Origin of the sequence: Holophaga foetida DSM 6591, assembly GCF_000242615.2 — a bacterium.
GTDB classification, from domain to species: domain Bacteria; phylum Acidobacteriota; class Holophagae; order Holophagales; family Holophagaceae; genus Holophaga; species Holophaga foetida.
In genome coordinates this window covers 346,557-363,198 of record NZ_KI912269.1, presented here as the reverse complement: position 1 = coordinate 363,198, position 16,642 = coordinate 346,557, and the positions used below count along the sequence as shown (strand labels likewise).

At 62.8% G+C, this 16,642-nt stretch carries 12 protein-coding genes and 1 pseudogene; 6 read left to right on the top strand and 7 right to left on the bottom strand.

Features of this window, described 5'->3' with window-relative positions; all coding sequences use genetic code 11:
• The 4 genes and pseudogenes from HOLFODRAFT_RS25430 to HOLFODRAFT_RS0217025 form a co-directional block, all read right to left on the bottom strand.
• Positions 1-467: pseudogene (locus HOLFODRAFT_RS25430) on the bottom strand (aldehyde dehydrogenase family protein); the annotation flags it as partial.
• Between the two features lie 375 nt (positions 468-842).
• Positions 843-2,513: an FAD-binding oxidoreductase gene (locus HOLFODRAFT_RS23575; RefSeq protein ID WP_005033429.1), complete on the bottom strand. Its 1,671-nt coding sequence runs from the start codon at positions 2,511-2,513 to the stop codon at positions 843-845.
• A 12-nt stretch (positions 2,514-2,525) separates the two neighbouring features.
• Complete coding sequence (locus HOLFODRAFT_RS0217030; RefSeq protein WP_005033431.1) at positions 2,526-3,800, bottom strand: (Fe-S)-binding protein; 1,275 nt, start codon at positions 3,798-3,800, stop codon at positions 2,526-2,528.
• Positions 3,801-3,814: 14 nt separating this feature from the next.
• On the bottom strand, positions 3,815-5,281 hold the full coding sequence (locus HOLFODRAFT_RS0217025; RefSeq protein ID WP_005033433.1) for an FAD-binding oxidoreductase: 1,467 nt from the start codon (positions 5,279-5,281) through the stop codon (positions 3,815-3,817).
• A 454-nt stretch (positions 5,282-5,735) separates the two neighbouring features.
• Between HOLFODRAFT_RS0217025 and HOLFODRAFT_RS0217020 the strand changes: the two genes are divergently transcribed.
• Entirely contained in the window at positions 5,736-7,325 is a 1,590-nt protein-coding gene (locus HOLFODRAFT_RS0217020; RefSeq protein WP_005033435.1) for an IS1634 family transposase, read from the top strand.
• 52 nt (positions 7,326-7,377) lie between these two features.
• Here the strand turns inward: HOLFODRAFT_RS0217020 and rpsT are convergent, their stop codons facing one another.
• Positions 7,378-7,641 (bottom strand): 30S ribosomal protein S20, encoded by a 264-nt coding sequence (gene rpsT / locus HOLFODRAFT_RS0217015; RefSeq protein WP_005033436.1) that lies wholly within the window; start codon positions 7,639-7,641, stop codon positions 7,378-7,380.
• 194 nt (positions 7,642-7,835) lie between these two features.
• On the opposite strand from rpsT, the gene argS reads away from it, so the two are divergent.
• The 4 genes from argS to HOLFODRAFT_RS22025 all read left to right on the top strand — a co-directional run bounded on the left by argS (position 7,836) and on the right by HOLFODRAFT_RS22025 (position 12,166).
• Complete coding sequence (argS, locus tag HOLFODRAFT_RS0217010) at positions 7,836-9,632, top strand: arginine--tRNA ligase (RefSeq protein WP_005033438.1); 1,797 nt, start codon at positions 7,836-7,838, stop codon at positions 9,630-9,632.
• Positions 9,632-10,069 carry a GxxExxY protein gene (locus tag HOLFODRAFT_RS0217005; RefSeq protein WP_005033440.1) on the top strand — a complete coding sequence of 146 codons (438 nt, stop codon included), beginning with the start codon at positions 9,632-9,634 and terminating at the stop codon, positions 10,067-10,069. The genes argS and HOLFODRAFT_RS0217005 overlap by 1 nt, the downstream gene beginning before the upstream one ends.
• A 90-nt stretch (positions 10,070-10,159) precedes the next feature.
• The gene (locus HOLFODRAFT_RS0217000; RefSeq protein WP_005033441.1) at positions 10,160-11,758 is read left to right on the top strand and encodes a CTP synthase; all 1,599 of its coding nucleotides are present in this window, start codon (positions 10,160-10,162) and stop codon (positions 11,756-11,758) included.
• Positions 11,759-11,764: 6 nt separating this feature from the next.
• Entirely contained in the window at positions 11,765-12,166 is a 402-nt protein-coding gene (locus tag HOLFODRAFT_RS22025) for a phage holin family protein (RefSeq protein ID WP_005033443.1), read from the top strand.
• A 450-nt stretch (positions 12,167-12,616) separates the two neighbouring features.
• On the opposite strand, the gene HOLFODRAFT_RS0216990 is transcribed toward HOLFODRAFT_RS22025, so the two are convergent.
• The gene (locus HOLFODRAFT_RS0216990; protein WP_005033445.1) at positions 12,617-13,756 is read right to left on the bottom strand and encodes a V-type ATP synthase subunit I domain-containing protein; all 1,140 of its coding nucleotides are present in this window, start codon (positions 13,754-13,756) and stop codon (positions 12,617-12,619) included.
• A 172-nt stretch (positions 13,757-13,928) separates the two neighbouring features.
• On the opposite strand from HOLFODRAFT_RS0216990, the gene metK reads away from it, so the two are divergent.
• On the top strand, positions 13,929-15,071 hold the full coding sequence (gene metK / locus HOLFODRAFT_RS0216985; protein WP_005033447.1) for a methionine adenosyltransferase: 1,143 nt from the start codon (positions 13,929-13,931) through the stop codon (positions 15,069-15,071).
• Positions 15,072-15,212: 141 nt separating this feature from the next.
• On the opposite strand, the gene HOLFODRAFT_RS22020 is transcribed toward metK, so the two are convergent.
• A complete protein-coding gene (locus tag HOLFODRAFT_RS22020; protein WP_005033450.1) occupies positions 15,213-16,640 on the bottom strand; it encodes a 2-oxoacid:acceptor oxidoreductase family protein in 1,428 nt (475 codons plus the stop codon).
• Between the last annotated feature and the right edge of the window lie 2 nt (positions 16,641-16,642).

Sequence of the window (16,642 nt, the reverse complement as noted above, 5' to 3'; positions counted from 1 at the left end):
GCGAGCTTGAGGACCATGCAGTTGCCGGTGGCGATGCAGATGGGGGCCATCCAGCCCTGGGGAATCATGGAGGGGAAGTTCCAGGGGGCGATGCCGGCGAAGACGCCCATGGGCTCATTGAAGCGCACGGTGTCGAAACCTCTGGAGACGTTCATGACGGACTCGCCCTTCATGATGTGGGGGGCGCCGCAGGCGAACTCCACCACCTCGATGACCTTGAGGACATCGCCCTTGGACTCGTCCCAGTTCTTGCCGTTCTCCCGGGCGCAGATCTCGGTGAGCTCATCGAGGTGCTGGTCCAGCAGGGTCTTCATGCGGAAGAGGACCTGGACACGGGCGGACACGGGGGTATCGCGCCAGGCGGGGTAGGCCTGGTCGGCGGCCTGGATGGCATCCTCCACCTCCTCGGCGGTGCAGGTGGGGGCCATGGCGATGACGGCGCCCGTGGAGGGGTTGTGGCAGGGCATGAACTTGGTGGTCTTGGAATCCTTCCACTGGCCGCCCGCGTAGTAGCGCAGCTTGGTGGGCTTCTGACCGCTGATGGGGTCGACGGCCAGGGATTCGTCGGTCGTGAAATAACGCTGGGAAGTCATGACGGGATAGTCTCCTTTGCAGGGATTGAAAGCTTTTTCTTTATCCCCTTCATCCCCTTTATCCTGGCTAATTCTTTTTAAAAGCAAAATTGAGCCAGGATGAAGGGGATGAAGGGGATATTACAGGTGAAGTTCTGTCAGCGCAGGTGAGGGAGGCCAGGAACAGTCTGGCTTTTCGTCCCCGTCCGTCCCTGTTTTTTAGCCGGGGATGAACGGGGACTGGGCTTGTTTCAGGCTTGGATTACCGGCTCAGCTCTGGGTGATGAAGTTGGGCTGGCCCATGCCCTTGGGGAGCCAGGGGTAGTTGCGGTCGCCCAGTTCCCGCGGGTCGAAGTGCTCCTTGATCTTGCGCTGGAAGTGGAGCACGAAGGTCTGGGGCGCCTTGGAGAAGTCGTTCCAGATCTGCTCGTCGGGCCAGCCGATCATCAGGTAGATGTACTCCTTGCCCAGGGGGATGCCGTTGGCCTTGCAGTCATCAATCGCGTCATACATGTGCTTGACGCAGGCCTGGACCGAGGCCTTGTCGTTGGGATCGTAGCTGACGAACTGCTCGAAGCCGAAGTAACCGCCACCACTGATGGAGCTGCCGCAGCCCATGAGGGCGTCGCCGCCGCACTGAACCAGGCCGTCACTCTGCTTCTGGTCGCGATAGAAGCCATCGATAGCCACGGGGGAGTAGTTCTTGACGAAGTCGGGAATGCCCGCCTGCATCCAGGAGCCCATGTAGCCGCCCACCCAGATGAAGTTGCAGTGCTTGTGGCCCAGGCGCTGCAGATACATGTGGGTGAATTCGGCGAAGTCCTGCTCGCAGAAACGGCCGACCTTGTAGGCGCCGGTCTTCGCCATGATGGCGTCCAGGATCTTGTCCTGGAGCTTGACCTCATCCACGGAGCGGCCCTGAAGGATGATCTGGAAGGAGATGCGGCCTTCGTCGGCCAACTTCTGCATCTCGGGATCCTTGGAGGCGGTCTCCACATCGTTCATGGTGCCATCGGGGCGCAGGTAGGTGAGCCACAGGGCCGGGGCCAGGTCGGCGCCCGCCAGGTTGAACTGGCGGTGGAAGATGTAGCCGATCTCATTGTCGTAGATGTTGAGGTAGGTCTCGGCGAAGGCATCCCAGGAGGGGACACCGATGGTGTAAACCCGGGTGTTCTCGGGGATGGGCAGGCGGTAGGCCGGGGGCGGGCCCTGGGGTTCCAGCACGGCGGCGCCGTGCCAGGGGGCCAGCTTGATGGCGCACTTGGTGTAGGTGCCCAGGCCGCCACGGGAGCCCATGTTGCCGCGGGTGACGCCCCGGAGGCTGGGGCCGGGGCCCTCGCCGCAGAACCAGCCGCAGTCGGAGCTGAGGGAGCCCGTCAGGACGACATCGCCCGCAGGGGTCACCCACTCCTGGCCCAGGAGGTTGTCCGAGTTGTTGCCCATGTAGTAGCTGGAAGGGCCAGCGCCGAAGTAGGTGGAGGCGCTGGCGACGATGGAGGTGGAGCATCCGGCGCCGATGATGTTGATGTTCAGGCCGAGCTTCATGACTTCGGCCTGGAGCTGGGCGCAGGTGACGTAGGGCTCCACCACGGCCACCATGTTCTTCTCGTCGATGGAGATGATCTTGTCCATGCGGCGGAGGTCGATCTGGATGGTGGGCTCGTTGTCCTTCATGGGGGCGGCCCAGTGATACCAGCCCGTGGAGATGGGCTTGATCTTGATGCCGTATTTGTTGCAGACCCGGTGGATGGCCTGAACTTCCTCGGTGGTGGCGGGAAGCACCACCGCCCAGGGACGGGGCATGTAGTGGCTGTTCTCGGGGCGCACCAGTTCGGCGAGCCACTGGAAGGCATAGGAATCGAGGAAGGCTGGATCGTCGGAGATGTTCTCGGCTCCGACGATGTCCTCGATTGCACGGTAAGCGTCTCGGGAGATTTCCATGTCTGATGCCTCCTAGAGGGCTTGCTCAACGAGAGCGATGATGTCGAGGACTTCGAGCTTGCTGGCACCTTCCTGGTTGGCGTCGAGGAAGTTGCGCTCGCACCAGGGGCAGGCGCTCACGATGGCATCGGCGCCGGTGGACTGGGCCTCATCCAGGCGCTGATTGGCGGTGGAAAGCGCGAAATCGGGGTAGGTTTCCTTGCATCCGCCGCCGGAACCACAGCACCAGGCGGATTCCTTGATGCGCTCCATTTCGACGAACTGGAGGCCGGGGATGGCCTTGAGGATGTTGCGGGGGGCTTCGTAGATGCCGAAGGCGCCGTTGTAGCGGGGACGGGCGGGCTCGTAGGCCACAGCCTGACCGAAGATCTTCTTCTCCACGCCGTTCCAGGCCACAAAGGGCTCGCCTTGGCGGCCCAGGTGGCAGGGGTCGTGGTAGGTGACCTTCTTGTTCACGGCCTTGGTGAGCTTGAGCTTGCCGTCCTTGAGGAGCTGGTCCACGATCTCCACCATGTGGAGGACCTGGATCTCGGACCCTTCGGTGGAGGCATAGAGGCGCTTGAATGCGTGGTAGCAGTCGGAGCAGGGGGTGACGATGGTCTTCACGCCCGCCTTCTTCCAGGCTGTCAGGTTGTGGGTGGCGCGGGTGTGCATGTCCTTGCGGTGACCCATGGTGTGGGCCCGTCCGCCACAGCAGGACTCGTTCTCGCCCATGATGCCGAAGTCCAGCCCGGCCTGCTTGAGGATCTTCACGGAGGCCTTGGCCACGTGGCCGAGGTCGCCATCGAAGGAGTATCGGCAGCCGGCGTGGAAGACCACTTCGGCCTGTTCCTTCGAGAGGTCCTTGAGGCCCAGTTCCTTCGCCCAGTTGCCGCGCTCGGCGCGGGGCTTCTGGAGCATGTTGAACTCGGTGCGGAGGCTCTTGAGGATGGGTTCCACCTGGGCGGGAACGTGGCCGTCCTCCACCAGGGTGGCGCGGAGTTCGCTCATGGCGGCGAGGGGCTCCATGTCGTAGCGGCAGAGCTTGCAGCTGACGTCACAAAGGCCGCACATGGTGCACTTGAATACGGAGTCCTCGACGGCGGGGGTCACGGTGGAGCGGCCGTCCATGAGGGAGAGGGCGGTAACCAGGCGGCCACCGGCGGAGTAGGAGTGGAACTTCCCGGCCTCGATGCTGGGGCAGCCCTTGGCATACTTCCAGCTCTTGACGTGATCGAAGGGAATCCATTTGCAGTAGGCGCAACGGGTGCAGCGCATGGCGTCTGCGCGGAAATCTTCCAGGGCCATATCAGTCGTCTCCCTTAGAAACAGAGCTTGCCGGGGTTCATCACGTTGTTGGGGTCAAGGATGTTCTTGACCACCTGCAGAACGTGCTTGGCCGTGGCGTCGCGGTTGTAGACGGGGGCAGCCCAGGACCCGTAGGGGCGGGAGAAGTAGGCGCCGTCGGCGAGGAGGGCCGCGCTGGCCTTCTCGAAGATGGCCTTGACCTTGGCCACTTCCTTCTCGCACTTGGGGTTGTAGGGCAGGTTGAACTCGACGTGCTGGGAAACGCCCTGGTGCTGGGGCTGGATGTAGACGCCTAGATCATTGATGGGGAACTTGAGCTCGGCGGCGATGGCCTGGACCGTGGCCACAAAGCCAGGAGCCTTGTCCAGGGTGGTCAGGAAGAAGAGCTCCTGGTTGCCGCCCTTGGGGGCCAGCTTCCAGTAGTTTTCCTGGGAACAGCCGTAGAGGGCCTGGCTGACCTGGGCGTGGGTGACGCCGGGCAGGGAAGGCAGGAGGCTGAGGCTGAACTTCTGGGCCATGATCTGGAGATCCTTCTCCTGGACCGCCACCCGCTCTTCGGGGTAGAAGGCCGCGCCGGAGATGCCCACCACCACCATCCACTGGGGCAGGGCTTCCTGGAGGGAACCGATCTCGTCGGGGGAGGCGGCGAAGAGGCGGGCGGCCTGGGCTGCGTTCAGAACGAAGACCTCATCGCCGAGGCGGACGCGCTCCAGCTGGTGGCAGAAGTCCACCAGGGACTCCAGCTTCTCCGCCGGGAGGAAGTGGTAGCTGCGGGCGCTGGGCAGGAGCTCGCAGCGGACCGAGGCCCAGGCCGCGATGCCCATGGTGCCCTGGGCCCCGGTCATGAGGCGCATGAGGTCCGTGGCGTTGGGCCCCTTGGGGTCGATCTGGGCCAGGTTCTTCTGCCACTGGGCTTCCAGGGAGAGGGGACCCGATCCGGCGTCGCCGGTGAAGGCCACGTCACCCGTGCCCCACACCACGCCCAGGGCGCGGAGGGGTTCGGGCAGGGAGAAGTTCAGGCGGGGGATCTGGGTGGGGTTCCGCTCCAGCAGGCTGGCCATCACCGACTTGTTGGGGCGGGGCTTGAGGGGCGTGGAGATGCGCAGACCCTCGGCGGCCAGGGCGGGGGCCAGCTCCGCATAGGTCACGCCTGGTTCCACATAGACCATGCGATTGCGGCGATCGATCTTGATGATCTTGTTCATGCCGCTGAGGTCCACAATGACCGCCTCGGGCACGCTGGGCACCGTGTCCCCATGGAAGTGGGGCGCACCGGAGCTGACGGGCACCAGGGGGGTGTGGGTCTCGTTGGCCCACTGGACCAGGGCCTGGACCTGCTCCAGGTTCTGGGGGCGGACCACGAACCAGGGCCTGCGGGCGGGCACGAAGCTTTCGTCCTGGGACCAGGCCTCCAGCGTCTTGGGATCGTCCAGCACGTTGGCTGCTCCCACGATGGCTATGAGCTTGTTTTTCTTGTCCACTTAGCGACCTCCTGTGACAGATCGAAACGGGTATGAGACTGCGTTTAGGGACAGAAGGGCCCGAGGGCCGATTGGGGGACACGCTACGCGAACCCCTTGGCCTGGAGAGTCCCTTCGGGGAAATGCCAAAAGTGAAAATGCCTATGAAACTGAACGGATATGAGGAATGGGTCCCCGCCGGATTGGCTCGATAAACGTAGCTATTTTTTGTCAGACTGAGCAATATTTTTTTTCTCAAAATGCCTGTTATTGCATAACATGCATTAATGCTTTTCTTGGAATCGATCCTAAAGCCCTGAATGGGCGAATTTGATTCATATGATGAGTTGTGTTTTGTGTTGATATCTACTTAACTCGTTTTTTTTCATTCTTTGAATGTGTGCCGTATTGTTTCGATGGTGTCATATTATGTATGTAAGTGTAGAAAAAATATAAGTTAAATGGAGATTTGTGTATGTACGTCAGAGGGGTCAAGCGGAAGGCGGTGGACGGATCTGAGGTTCTTTACTATCAGCTCGCCGAGTCGGTCTACGACAAGGTCAAGCGCCAGGCCCGGGTGCAGGTGGTGCACAACTTCGGGCGGGCGGATGAAGTCGATCCTGAAATCTTTCGTCGCCTTGCCGCGAGCCTCCTGAAGGTCTGCGGGCCACCGGCGGACCCGGGGGTGGCTTCCGAGCGGGTATTCGATCTGGGGCTGATCCACGTGGTGGATGCTCTATGGGAAAAGCTGGGCATCGGGCAGGCCCTCCGCCACTGCATGGCCCGTGAGAAGCAGGGCCATCCCTTTGACCGGATCCTGATGGCGCTGACGGCGTACCGGCTCGAGGACCCCTCCTCCAAGCTCGGGTGTTATGAATATTGGCTGCCGGAGCGGGTGTGGCTCCCCGAGTCCCGGGCCTGGAAGCTGGAGGAGTTCTATCGTGCCCTGGACTTCTACCTGGATCATGCGGACACCCTGGAAGGCGAGCTGCTCGGCAGGCATGGTGACTTCTTCGGGGCCAAAGTGGATCTGGTCTTCGCGGATCTTTCCCTGCTTCGGATCGAGACCGGTGAAGGGGCCGAGGTGGCGCCCTCCTTTGCTTCGGCCCACCAGCGGGAAAGCGCCACCCATGCCCGATTCTGGGTAGGGCTGGCCGTTTCGCCGGAGGGTGTGCCCCTTCGCTCCTGGGTCTTTCCCGAAGAGACCCGCCGCCTGGATGCCATGGTGCGCATGGAGCGGGATCTCAGGGCCTGGGGCCTCGAGCGGATCGTCTTCATCGGGGAATCCGCTGAAGCTGGTGAGGCTCAGGGGTTCAGTCGGATCAGGGCGGTGCCCCTGCGGGGTGGCAGGGAGGTCAAGGATGCGGTGCTGGCGCGCCCTGGGCGTTACCGACCCATGGGGGAGAACCTGGAGATCAAGGAGGTTGTCGTGGACTCAGGGGGCGGGCGAAAGCGCTATGTGCTCTGCCGTAACCCGGAGGAAGCCCGCCGAAGGGGCGAATGGCGGGCCTGGGTGCTGCAGCTCCTGGAGGCCGAGCTCCAGGCGCTGGATCCCTCCGAGGCCGAGTACCCGGCCAGGGTCCGGGAGCTTCGCACGTCCCGGCTCTTTGGGGCCTACCTGAGGGAGAATCGGGCCAAGCGTCTGCTGATGGATCCCATCCGGATTGCCCGGGAAGCCCGGATGGACGGCAAGTGTGTGCTGAGCGCCGACGACGACACGCTTTCGGCGGAGGATGTGGCCCTCAGCGATCAGGGGGCCCGGGTCGCCGAGGAGTTCTTCCGGCAGGTGAAGGCCATGGGGCTTCGGCCACGACCCATGTTCCATTGGAGCCCCCGCAGGATCGAAGCCCATATCCGGCTCTGTTCCCTGTACCACTTCGTCCAGCGCTTTGCGGAACTGCGCACGGGCAGTCCGTGGGAGCACCTGCTGAGGGTGATGGAATCCTGCAAGGCCGTCCAGTTCCGGGTTGGAGACCGGGAGTACGTCCAGCAGACGCTCCTCGGTGAGGAACTGGGAGCGGTGATGCGGCGGCTTCAGGTTCCCCTTCACGCCCGGCTGGGCTGAACGGAAAAAAGCCTGGCCGAAAGCCAGGCTTTTTGATCTATTAAGCTGACAACTAGGCCAGGCCGTTGACCTTGAGGGTCAGGCGGCTCTTGGCGCGGTTGGCGGCGTTCTTGTGCATCACGCCCTTGCGGCAGGCCTTGTCGACCACGCCCAGGGTGCCGGGCAGGAGGGAGACGGCCTTGGCCTTGTCGCCGGCGGCGATCGCGGCCAGGAAACTCTTGACAGTGCTCCTCATTGCCGACCGGTTAGCGCGGTTGCGCAGACGGGCTTCGGCATCGTGACGGGCTTTTTTGGCTGCGGACTTGTGGTTGGCCATTCGTGACTCCTGCTTTCGGGAATGGGAATCAGCCCGGAAGCGCGAATAGCCATGTTACCTCACTGGTGGTGGGAGTCAATCGGAAAACACGCTGGCCAGCGTTGAAAATGATTCCCTGCAATTGGCCCCTTTTCGAAAGTCCAGGCTTCCTTCATTCTGGTGGGAGGCTCCAGGCCTCCGGATGAAGGATGGTCATGGAACGTTTGAAGGAAGCATTCCGGATGGCCCTGGCGAAGGCGTTGCCAGGGCAGGACATTGTTCTGGAGCGGCCCCGCTCCGGCGATATGGGCGATCTGGCCTTTCCCTGCTTTCGCGTGGCGAAGGTCCTGGGCACCAATCCCGTCCAGCTGGCCAAGGATCTGGCCACTCAGATCGTCATGGATGATGCCGAACTTCTGGCGGCTGGCCCCTATCTGAATCTCAGGCTCCGCCCCGAGGCCCGGGCTTCCCGGATGCTGGAGAACCTCCTGGTGACGGGCGCCTATGGCAGTGCCCCGGCCCACGGCGAGACCGTGCTGGTGGAATACAGTTCCCCCAATATCGCCAAGCTCTTCACCATCGGGCATCTGCGTTCCACCATGATCGGCCACACCCTGGCCCAGGCGAACCGCTACCTGGGCTGCAAGGTCCAGCGGCTCAACCATCTCGGGGATTGGGGCACCCAGTTCGGTACCTTGCTGGCGGCCTACAAGCGCTGGGCGGAGGCTGAGAATCCCCAACTCGATCAGGACTTCGAATGGGCCGACGAGATTCCCGAGAAGCGGCGCTCTCCCCTCTTCCGTCTCTTCCAGCTCTACGTGCGCTTCCACGCCGAAGAGGAGAAGGAGCCGGGCATGCGGGACGAGGCCCGGGCCTGGTTCCGCCGCCTGGAGGAGGGCGATGCGGAAGCCCGTCGGCTCTGGACCTGGTTCCGGGAGATCTCCCTGGCCACCTTCCAGCGCATCTACGATCGTCTCGGTGTGGGCTTCGACGCCATGAATGGCGAGGCCTTCTACGAGGACAAGCTCGCCAGCGCCGTGGAGGCGGTCAAGGCCGCCAAGATCCTGGAGGAAGGGGAGGGCGGCGCCCAGATCGTGCGCCTTGAGGACATGGGCATCCAGACGCCCTGCATGATGCTCAAGGGCGATGGCACCAGCATCTATGCCACTCGCGATGTGGCGGCTGGGCTCTACCGCAAGAGCACCTACCACTTCGATCGCTGTCTCTACGTGGTGGGGGCGGAGCAGATCCTTCACTTCCAGCAGGTCTTCGCGGTCCTGGGCAAGGTGGATGCCTGGTTCCAGGGACGCCTGACCCATACCCCCTTCGGCATGATCAATCTCCCGGAAGGCAAGATGAGCACCCGCAAGGGCAACGTCATCTTCCTGGAGGATGTGCTGGACGAGGCCAAGGAGCGGGTGCTGGCCATCATCCGGGAGAAGAACCCCGAACTGCCTCAGGCGGAAGAGGTCGCCGAGACGCTGGGCATGGGTGCGGTGCTCTTCTTCAACGCCCTCAATGACCGGGTCAAGTCCATCACCTTCACCTGGGAACGGGCCGTGGCCCTCGATGGCGACACCGGGCCCTATGTCCAGTACGCCCACGCCCGCATCATGAGCGTGCTGCGCAAGGCTGGCGGCGACTGGGCCCAGCGCGGCCGACCCACGGTGACCCTGGACCATGAGGTGGCCGCCATCCCCTTCGAGGCAGTGGCCCTGCCGACCAGCCTGGAGGGGCTCGAGGATGCGGCGGCCCAGAACCTGCTCTTCGAGCTGGCGGGCCTTCCGGACGCCATCCGCGCGGTCCAGCGGGAGAACATGGCCACGGCCCTGGCCCGCCAACTCCTTTCCATTGCCAAGGCCTTCAGCTCCTTCTATACCAATTGCCCCATCCTCTGGCCCGAGAACAGCGACGCCGTGCGGGAATCCCGCCTGGCCCTCTGCCTCGCCACGGCCCGCGCCCTTCGCCAGGGCCTCTGGCTCATGGGCATCAAGGCGCCGGAGGAGATGTAGTGGAAAGCGAATTCCACCACGAAGGCACGAAGGCCACGAAGGAAACACCAAGAAAAGCGCTTGGTGAGCGGGAGGAGTGGCTCTCGGGGCAAGTAGTGGATGCCGCGGTCAAGGTGCACCGGCACCTGGGGCCGGGGCTGTTGGAGAGTGTCTACGAACAATGCTTGATTCGGGAACTGGAGCTGCGGCAGATCCCGGTCCAGACGCAAGTGACGGTTCCCATCGCCTATGAAGGCTTGCGCCTGGACTCTGGCCTTCGCCTGGACCTGCTGGTGGACAACCTGGTCATCCTTGAACTGAAGGCCGTCGAGCAGATCCTGCCCGTCCACGAGGCCCAGTTGATGAGTTATCTCAAGCTCTCTGGCAAGCGCCTCGGCCTCCTCCTGAACTTCAACGTCCCTCTCATGCGCGACGGCATCCGCCGCAAAGCCCTCTGACCTTTTTCTTATTGATCTTTCCTTTCTTTTGCTTTTCTTCCTAACTTGGTGTCTTGGTGGTGGAATTGCAGTTTTTTCTTGAGGTATCCCATGACTAAGTTTGTTTTCGTCACCGGCGGTGTGCTTTCCTCCCTGGGCAAGGGCATTGCCGCGGCATCCCTGGGGGCGCTGCTGGAGGCTCGGGGTCTGAAGGTGACCCTCATGAAGATGGATCCCTATCTGAACGTGGATCCCGGCACCATGAGCCCCTTCCAGCACGGCGAGGTCTTCGTGACTGATGACGGTGCGGAGACGGACCTGGACCTGGGGCACTACGAGCGCTTCACCAGCGTGCCCACCACCAAGAACCACACCATCACCACCGGCCGCGTCTACAACACGGTGATCCAGAAGGAGCGCCGCGGCGACTACCTGGGCAAGACCGTGCAGGTGATCCCCCACATCACCGACGAGATCAAGGCCACCATGAAGAAGGTCGCCAAGGACGTGGATGTGGTGATCGTCGAGATCGGCGGCACCGTGGGCGATATCGAGAGCCAGCCCTTCCTGGAGGCCATCCGGCAGTTCAAGCTGGAGCTGGGACTTGGCAACGCCATCAACATGCACCTGACCTACGTCCCCTACATCAAGGCCGCCGGGGAGCTGAAGTCCAAGCCGACCCAGCACAGCGTCAAGGAGCTGCGGGTCCTTGGCATCCAGCCCGAGGTGCTGCTCTGCCGGGCCGAGCAGGAGATTCCCCAGTCCCTGAAGGACAAGATCGCCCTCTTCTGCTCTGTCACCCCCGATTCGGTCTTCAGCTGCAAGGACGCCAGCACGATCTACGAGGTGCCCCTGAACCTCAACATTGAGGGGCTGGACGCCAAGGTTGCCACGCTCCTCAACCTGACGGACACCAAGCCCGACCTCTCTCCCTGGTTCGACCTGATCCACCGCATCCACCACCCCGAAAACACGGTGCGCATCGCCATCGTGGGCAAGTATGTGGAGTTCAAGGAGAGTTATAAGTCACTTATTGAATCACTCCACCACGCCGGGTACGGCCTGGAGACCAAGGTGGAGCTCAAGTGGGTCGAGGGTGAGGAACTGGAGCACCAGGATCCGGCCCAGCAGCTCCACGATTGCGACGGCATCCTGGTGCCCGGCGGCTTCGGGGTGCGCGGCACCCAGGGCATGATCCGAGCCATCCGTTACGCCCGCGAGAAGCGCATTCCCTTCTTCGGGATCTGCCTCGGCATGCAGATGGCCAGCGTGGAATACGCCCGCAATGTCGCGGGGCTGGAGGGTGCCGATTCCACTGAGTTCGAGGACAACCCCAAGCACCGCGTCATCTTCAAGCTCCGGGAGCTGGTGGATGTGGAAGAGCTGGGCGGCACCATGCGCCTGGGGGCCTATCCCTGCGTCCTCAAGGAGGGCAGCCAGGCCCAGAAGGCCTACGGTTCCCTGGATGTCAGCGAGCGCCATCGCCACCGCTACGAGTTCAACCAGGCGGAGTTCCGGCCCATCCTGGAGTCCAAGGGCCTGGCATTCACGGGCACCAGCCCCGACGGGACCTTCGTGGAGATCGTGGAGATCCCTGATCACCCCTACTTCCTGGCCTGCCAGTTCCATCCCGAGTTCAAGAGCCGTCCCCTCCATCCCCACCCGCTCTTCACGTCCTTCGTGAAGGCCAGCCTCCAGCACAAGGGCTGATGCCCGATGCGGACCCTGCTGCGCTTCCTCTTTGCGGCCGTGGGGCTCCTGGTGGCCTCCAGGGTGGTGCCGGGCATCCGCCACGGCAGCTTCATGGAACTCATCGCCGTGGCGGTCATCCTAGGGGCCCTCAATGCCTCCCTGGGGGCCCTCCTCAAGACCGTGGCCTTCCTTCCCGTGGCCTGCACCTTCGGGTGTTTCAGCCTTGTGATCAACGGTCTGGTCTTCCTTTTTGCCGGGTGGGCCGCCGGACAACTGGGAATGGCCTTCCAGGTCTCCGGCTTCTGGTCAGGGTTCTTCGGGGCTCTTATCACCAGCCTGGTGGCTTGGTTTCTGGAGATGGTGCTGCTGGGCAAGGAGCAGCCGCCCACCCCCAGGCAGCCCCGGAATCTCAAGATCGTCAACTGAGTTAGGGAGAAACAGTCCCCTGGTAATGGCTTTCGTAACCGTTCACACCTCCCGCCAGCGGATCGATGGAAACATCAAGTGAACACCCGGATGAGAAGAGTAAGGGCCGGGGATGCACGGGTATGAAGGAAGCCCACCGATGGGCGGCCCCTCTCGGAACCAGGCCTGAGTATCCTGGCTAACCGCAGCATCCTCTTTCATCCCCGTGAATCCTGTTCATCCCCGGCCAACATGCTTTTTCGGTCGGCTCCCCGGCTTGGCGTGATGTGAACGGTTTATGGATTTCATCCTGCCCATCCTGTATATCCTGTTTGAAAACAAAACTTACAGGCTAGGCAGGATGGCCAGGATAAAAGCTGAGCTTGGGCGGGCTCATCCCCCTCCTGTGACCCCAAACGCGAAGAAGGCCCCGGAATGGGGCCTTCTCTCTGAACGTCCGCTGACTCCGGATCAGTCGGTGACTGCGAAGACCACCTTCTCGTTCTTGAAACGCTCCTTGGCCAGGATCTTGATCGTGGCGCTCTGCTTGTCGGGGCTGATCTGCAGGGTGTAGTGCTTGTCCTTCTCCAGGGAGCCGGGCACCACATTGACCTTTGCAACGCTCTTCAGGCCGAGGTTGGCGGCACTGATGCTGATGGTGTCGTGGTTGCGGAGGTCCAGGGACTGGTCGAAGACGCTGTCGGCCCAGTTGGAACCCGCTCGGTCCTTGGCGAAGACGGGGACGATGATGACACCAGCCTGCTCAAGCTTCTTCCGGTTCCCCACGACGTAGTGCAGGGAGTTGAGCTTGGCCTTCATCTGCTCGTTATTGGTGCTGAGGACTTCCATGTCCTTGACCATGCGCTCCTTTTCGGTGCGGAGGCCGGCGATGTCCTCCTCCAGGGCCTTCTTGCGAGTGGCGAGGTCGTCTACCTCTTCCTGGAGCTTCTCACCCTGGGCGATGGCGGTATCGCGCTCGTTCTCGATCTTCTCCCGCTCACGGCGCTGCAGTTCGCTGGGGGAGATGGTGGCCTTGCCCTGGGACACCCAGGTGCCGTACACCCCGTTGGAGTAGAAGTGGTAGACCTCAAAACCTGGGGCCATCTTCTCCATGATGTTTACGCGGCTGACCAGTTTGCGGGCGTTCTGCTCGGAGAGGCCCTTCTTCTTCAGGAAGCGGATGGCCATGCTGTAGTGGTTGTCCCCGGCCCGGGCCACATCCGGCCTGGGCAGGATCTTCTTGAGGTTGGTGATCTTCTCGTTCAGCTCCTTGATCTCCTTGTCCTTGTCCAGGACTTCCTGCAGCAGGGCTTGGTAGGAGCTGTTCTTCTCGGTCTTGATGCGCTCTTCCAGGGCCTTCTTCTGGTCCTCGGTGAGCTGCATGGTTTCGGTGTTGGGCTTGACATCATTGATGCCAGCCTCCTGGAGCTTCTTCTGCTGCTCGGCCCCCTCGGTGCCGGCCTTCTGGCTGAGGGCGTCCAGTTCTGCGGCCTTCTTGCTGAGGGCCTGGAACTCCTTTTCTTCAACTGAACGATTGCAGGCGACAGTAAAGGCCAGGACGGTCAGCGCCAGGATGCTGACCGTACGGCGCAGAAATGATTTGATGGTCATAGGTAAGGCTCCATGTCGGGAAGATGAATACCGAATTCTTGGTATCGTGACGGCCCATGTTAGCCTTGACCCCATTTTCCTGCAAGATAACAATGCCAGTGGGGGTCAAGCGCGCGTCGCGCCCACGGGAAGGCAGTTCCGCTCTCCCGCCCCTTGCGAACGGAGATCCAGAATGACCCAAGTCGGAAGGCATTTGTTCACTTCTGAGAGCGTTACCGAGGGGCATCCCGACAAGATCGCCGATCAGATCTCTGACGCGGTCCTGGATGCCGCACTTACCGGGGATCCGGCCAGCCGGGTGGCCTGTGAAACCCTGGTGACCACCGGTTTGATCCTGGTTGCGGGTGAGATCACCACGGACTGCTACATCGACATCCCCCGGATCGCCCGCGAGACCGTTCGCGAGATCGGCTACGACCACAGCGTCAAGGGCTTCGATTGCGATACCTGCGGGGTCATGGTCACCCTGGACCAGCAGAGCGCCGATATTGCCATGGGCGTGGACACCGGTGGGGCCGGCGACCAGGGCCTGATGTTCGGCTATGCCTGCGACGAGACCCCCGAGCTCATGCCCGCTCCCATTCACTTTGCCCACGCCCTCACCCAGCGTCTGTCGGAAGTGCGCAAGAGCGGCCAGCTTCCCTGGCTGCGCCCCGACGGCAAGAGCCAGGTCACGGTGGAGTATGACGGGGATGGCGTGGCCCGCATCCATACCGTGGTCATCTCCACCCAGCACGACGACCACATCAGCAATGACCACATCCGGGAGAGTGTGATCCGTGAGGTGATCAAGGCCTCGCTGCCCGAGGAACTCCTGGACCACGACACCATCTACCACGTCAATCCCACAGGGCGCTTCGTCATCGGCGGCCCCATGGGGGATACCGGGCTCACCGGACGGAAGATCATCGTGGACACCTACGGCGGCAGCGGTCACCACGGCGGCGGTGCCTTCTCCGGCAAGGACCCCAGCAAGGTGGACCGCTCCGCGGCATACTTTGGACGCTATATCGCCAAGAACATCGTGGCCGCTGGTCTGGCCCGTAAGGCCGAGATCCAGCTCGCCTACGCCATCGGTGTGGCCGAGCCCGTTTCCATCGCCGTTGACAGCTTTGGCACCGGCGCGGTGAGCGATGAGGCCATCGCCAAGGCTGTACGTGAGGTCTTCAGTTGCACCCCCAAGGCCATGATCGAGGCCCTGGACCTGCGCCGCCCCATCTACAGGCCCACCGCCGCCTACGGCCACTTCGGCCGCGACAGCTTCTCCTGGGAGCGCACCGACCGCGCCGAGGCGCTGAAGGCTGCAGCGAAGTAAAAGCGGAATTCCACCACGGAGACACGAAGTCTGGAAGAAACACGAAGAAAAGCGGAAGGGGGTGCTCCACGTGGGCACCCCCTTCCGCTTTTCTGGCCTTTCTTTGTGTTCCTTCGTGCCCTTTGTGTCTTCGTGGTTGAATTATTTTTTCATCGCTTCCCGGGCCGCCTCTGCGCCCATGGCGAAGGCCTTCTCGTTCAGGGGGATCAGGGCGGCCTTCTCCTTGAGGGTGTCGCGGAGGGTGGCCAGGAGGGTCTCCTGGGGGAAGATTTCCGTGGCGGCTTGGAGGGCACCCAGGGCCACGATGTTCTTCACCACCATCTTGCCGAGCCCGGCGGCGATGTCCGTGAAGGGCACGCCCACGACCCGCACTGTGGGGTCCACGGGCTTGACGTCCTTGGCTACGGCGCTGTCATAGATGATGGTGCCGCCGGGGCGTACGGTGTGGCCGAACTTGGCAAGGCTGGGGGCATTGAAGGCCACGAAGATGTCCGGGTTCGGGCTGGCGGGGTTGTGGACCTCCTCCAGGGCCACGTGGACATCTGCGTAGCTGGTGCCGCCGCGGCTCTCGGGGCCGTAGGCGGGGATGTGGGTGCCGTCAAAGCCCTCATTGATGGCGGCCTTGGCGATGAGCATGGCCACGGTCTGGGCCCCGTCACCGCCGGAGCCCGCCAGCTTGAGGCTGATGTCCGTGGCATGGATGTGGGTCGGGAAGCCCTTGCAGAATCCAGCGGGCTTCTCGGAACTTGCGCCGACGGCCTTCAGGAAGGTGGCCGGGTCGAAGGTGGGCTTCGGCATCTCGAACCAGGGCTCGAAGTTGGCGTCCTTCTTCACCCCCAGGGGGTAGATTGGGACCATCTGCTCCTTGACCCACTCCATGGCCTTCTCCGGAGTGGTCTTGAAGTGGGTGGGGCACTCGGCCAGAACCTCGACGAAGGCGTAACCCCGGCGCTCTTTCTGCATCAGCAGGGCCTTCTTGATGGCCCGCTTGGCCTTCTTGCGCTCGGCGGGACTGAAGAGGGCCACTCGCTCCACGTAGACCGGCCCGTCCAGCTGGGCGATGAGCTCGGCCATGCGGATGGGGCCACCGGTGAGGCGGTCCCGCCCGTCGGGGGAGGTGGTGGTGATCTGCCCCATCAGGGTCGTGGGGGCCATCTGACCACCGGTCATGCCATAGATGGCGTTGTTGATGAATAGGACGGTGATGGGAAGGCCCAGCTGGGCCGTGGCGATGGTCTCCGCGAGGCCGATGGCGGCGAGGTCGCCGTCGCCCTGGTAGCAGACCACCATGGCATCGGGGTTGGCCACCTTGTGCCCCACCGCCGTGGCGGCGGCGCGGCCATGGGCCGTGGAGCTGTGGCCGGTATCGAGGTAGAAGTGCAGGAAGGCGGCACAGCCCACGGGATTGACGGTGACGGTCTGGTCCTGGATGCCCAGTTCGTCGATGGCCTCGGCCAGATACTTGTGGGCCAGACCGTGGCCGCACCCCGCACAGTAGTGGGTGGTGTGGCCCTTCAGGCCCTTCCCCTCGTTGTGGCGGTCAAAGGTTCCATAGAAGGCGTCGGACACGG

Coding starts and splice junctions, on each gene's coding strand:
- HOLFODRAFT_RS23575 (WP_005033429.1), bottom strand. CDS start 2,513: ATGGAAATCTCCCGAGACGCTTACCGTGCAATCGAGGACATCGTCGGA.
- HOLFODRAFT_RS0217030 (WP_005033431.1), bottom strand. CDS start 3,800: ATGGCCCTGGAAGATTTCCGCGCAGACGCCATGCGCTGCACCCGTTGC.
- HOLFODRAFT_RS0217020 (WP_005033435.1), top strand. CDS start 5,736: ATGTACGTCAGAGGGGTCAAGCGGAAGGCGGTGGACGGATCTGAGGTT.
- rpsT (WP_005033436.1), bottom strand. CDS start 7,641: ATGGCCAACCACAAGTCCGCAGCCAAAAAAGCCCGTCACGATGCCGAA.
- argS (WP_005033438.1), top strand. CDS start 7,836: ATGGAACGTTTGAAGGAAGCATTCCGGATGGCCCTGGCGAAGGCGTTG.
- HOLFODRAFT_RS0217000 (WP_005033441.1), top strand. CDS start 10,160: ATGACTAAGTTTGTTTTCGTCACCGGCGGTGTGCTTTCCTCCCTGGGC.
- HOLFODRAFT_RS22025 (WP_005033443.1), top strand. CDS start 11,765: ATGCGGACCCTGCTGCGCTTCCTCTTTGCGGCCGTGGGGCTCCTGGTG.
- HOLFODRAFT_RS0216990 (WP_005033445.1), bottom strand. CDS start 13,756: ATGACCATCAAATCATTTCTGCGCCGTACGGTCAGCATCCTGGCGCTG.
- metK (WP_005033447.1), top strand. CDS start 13,929: ATGACCCAAGTCGGAAGGCATTTGTTCACTTCTGAGAGCGTTACCGAG.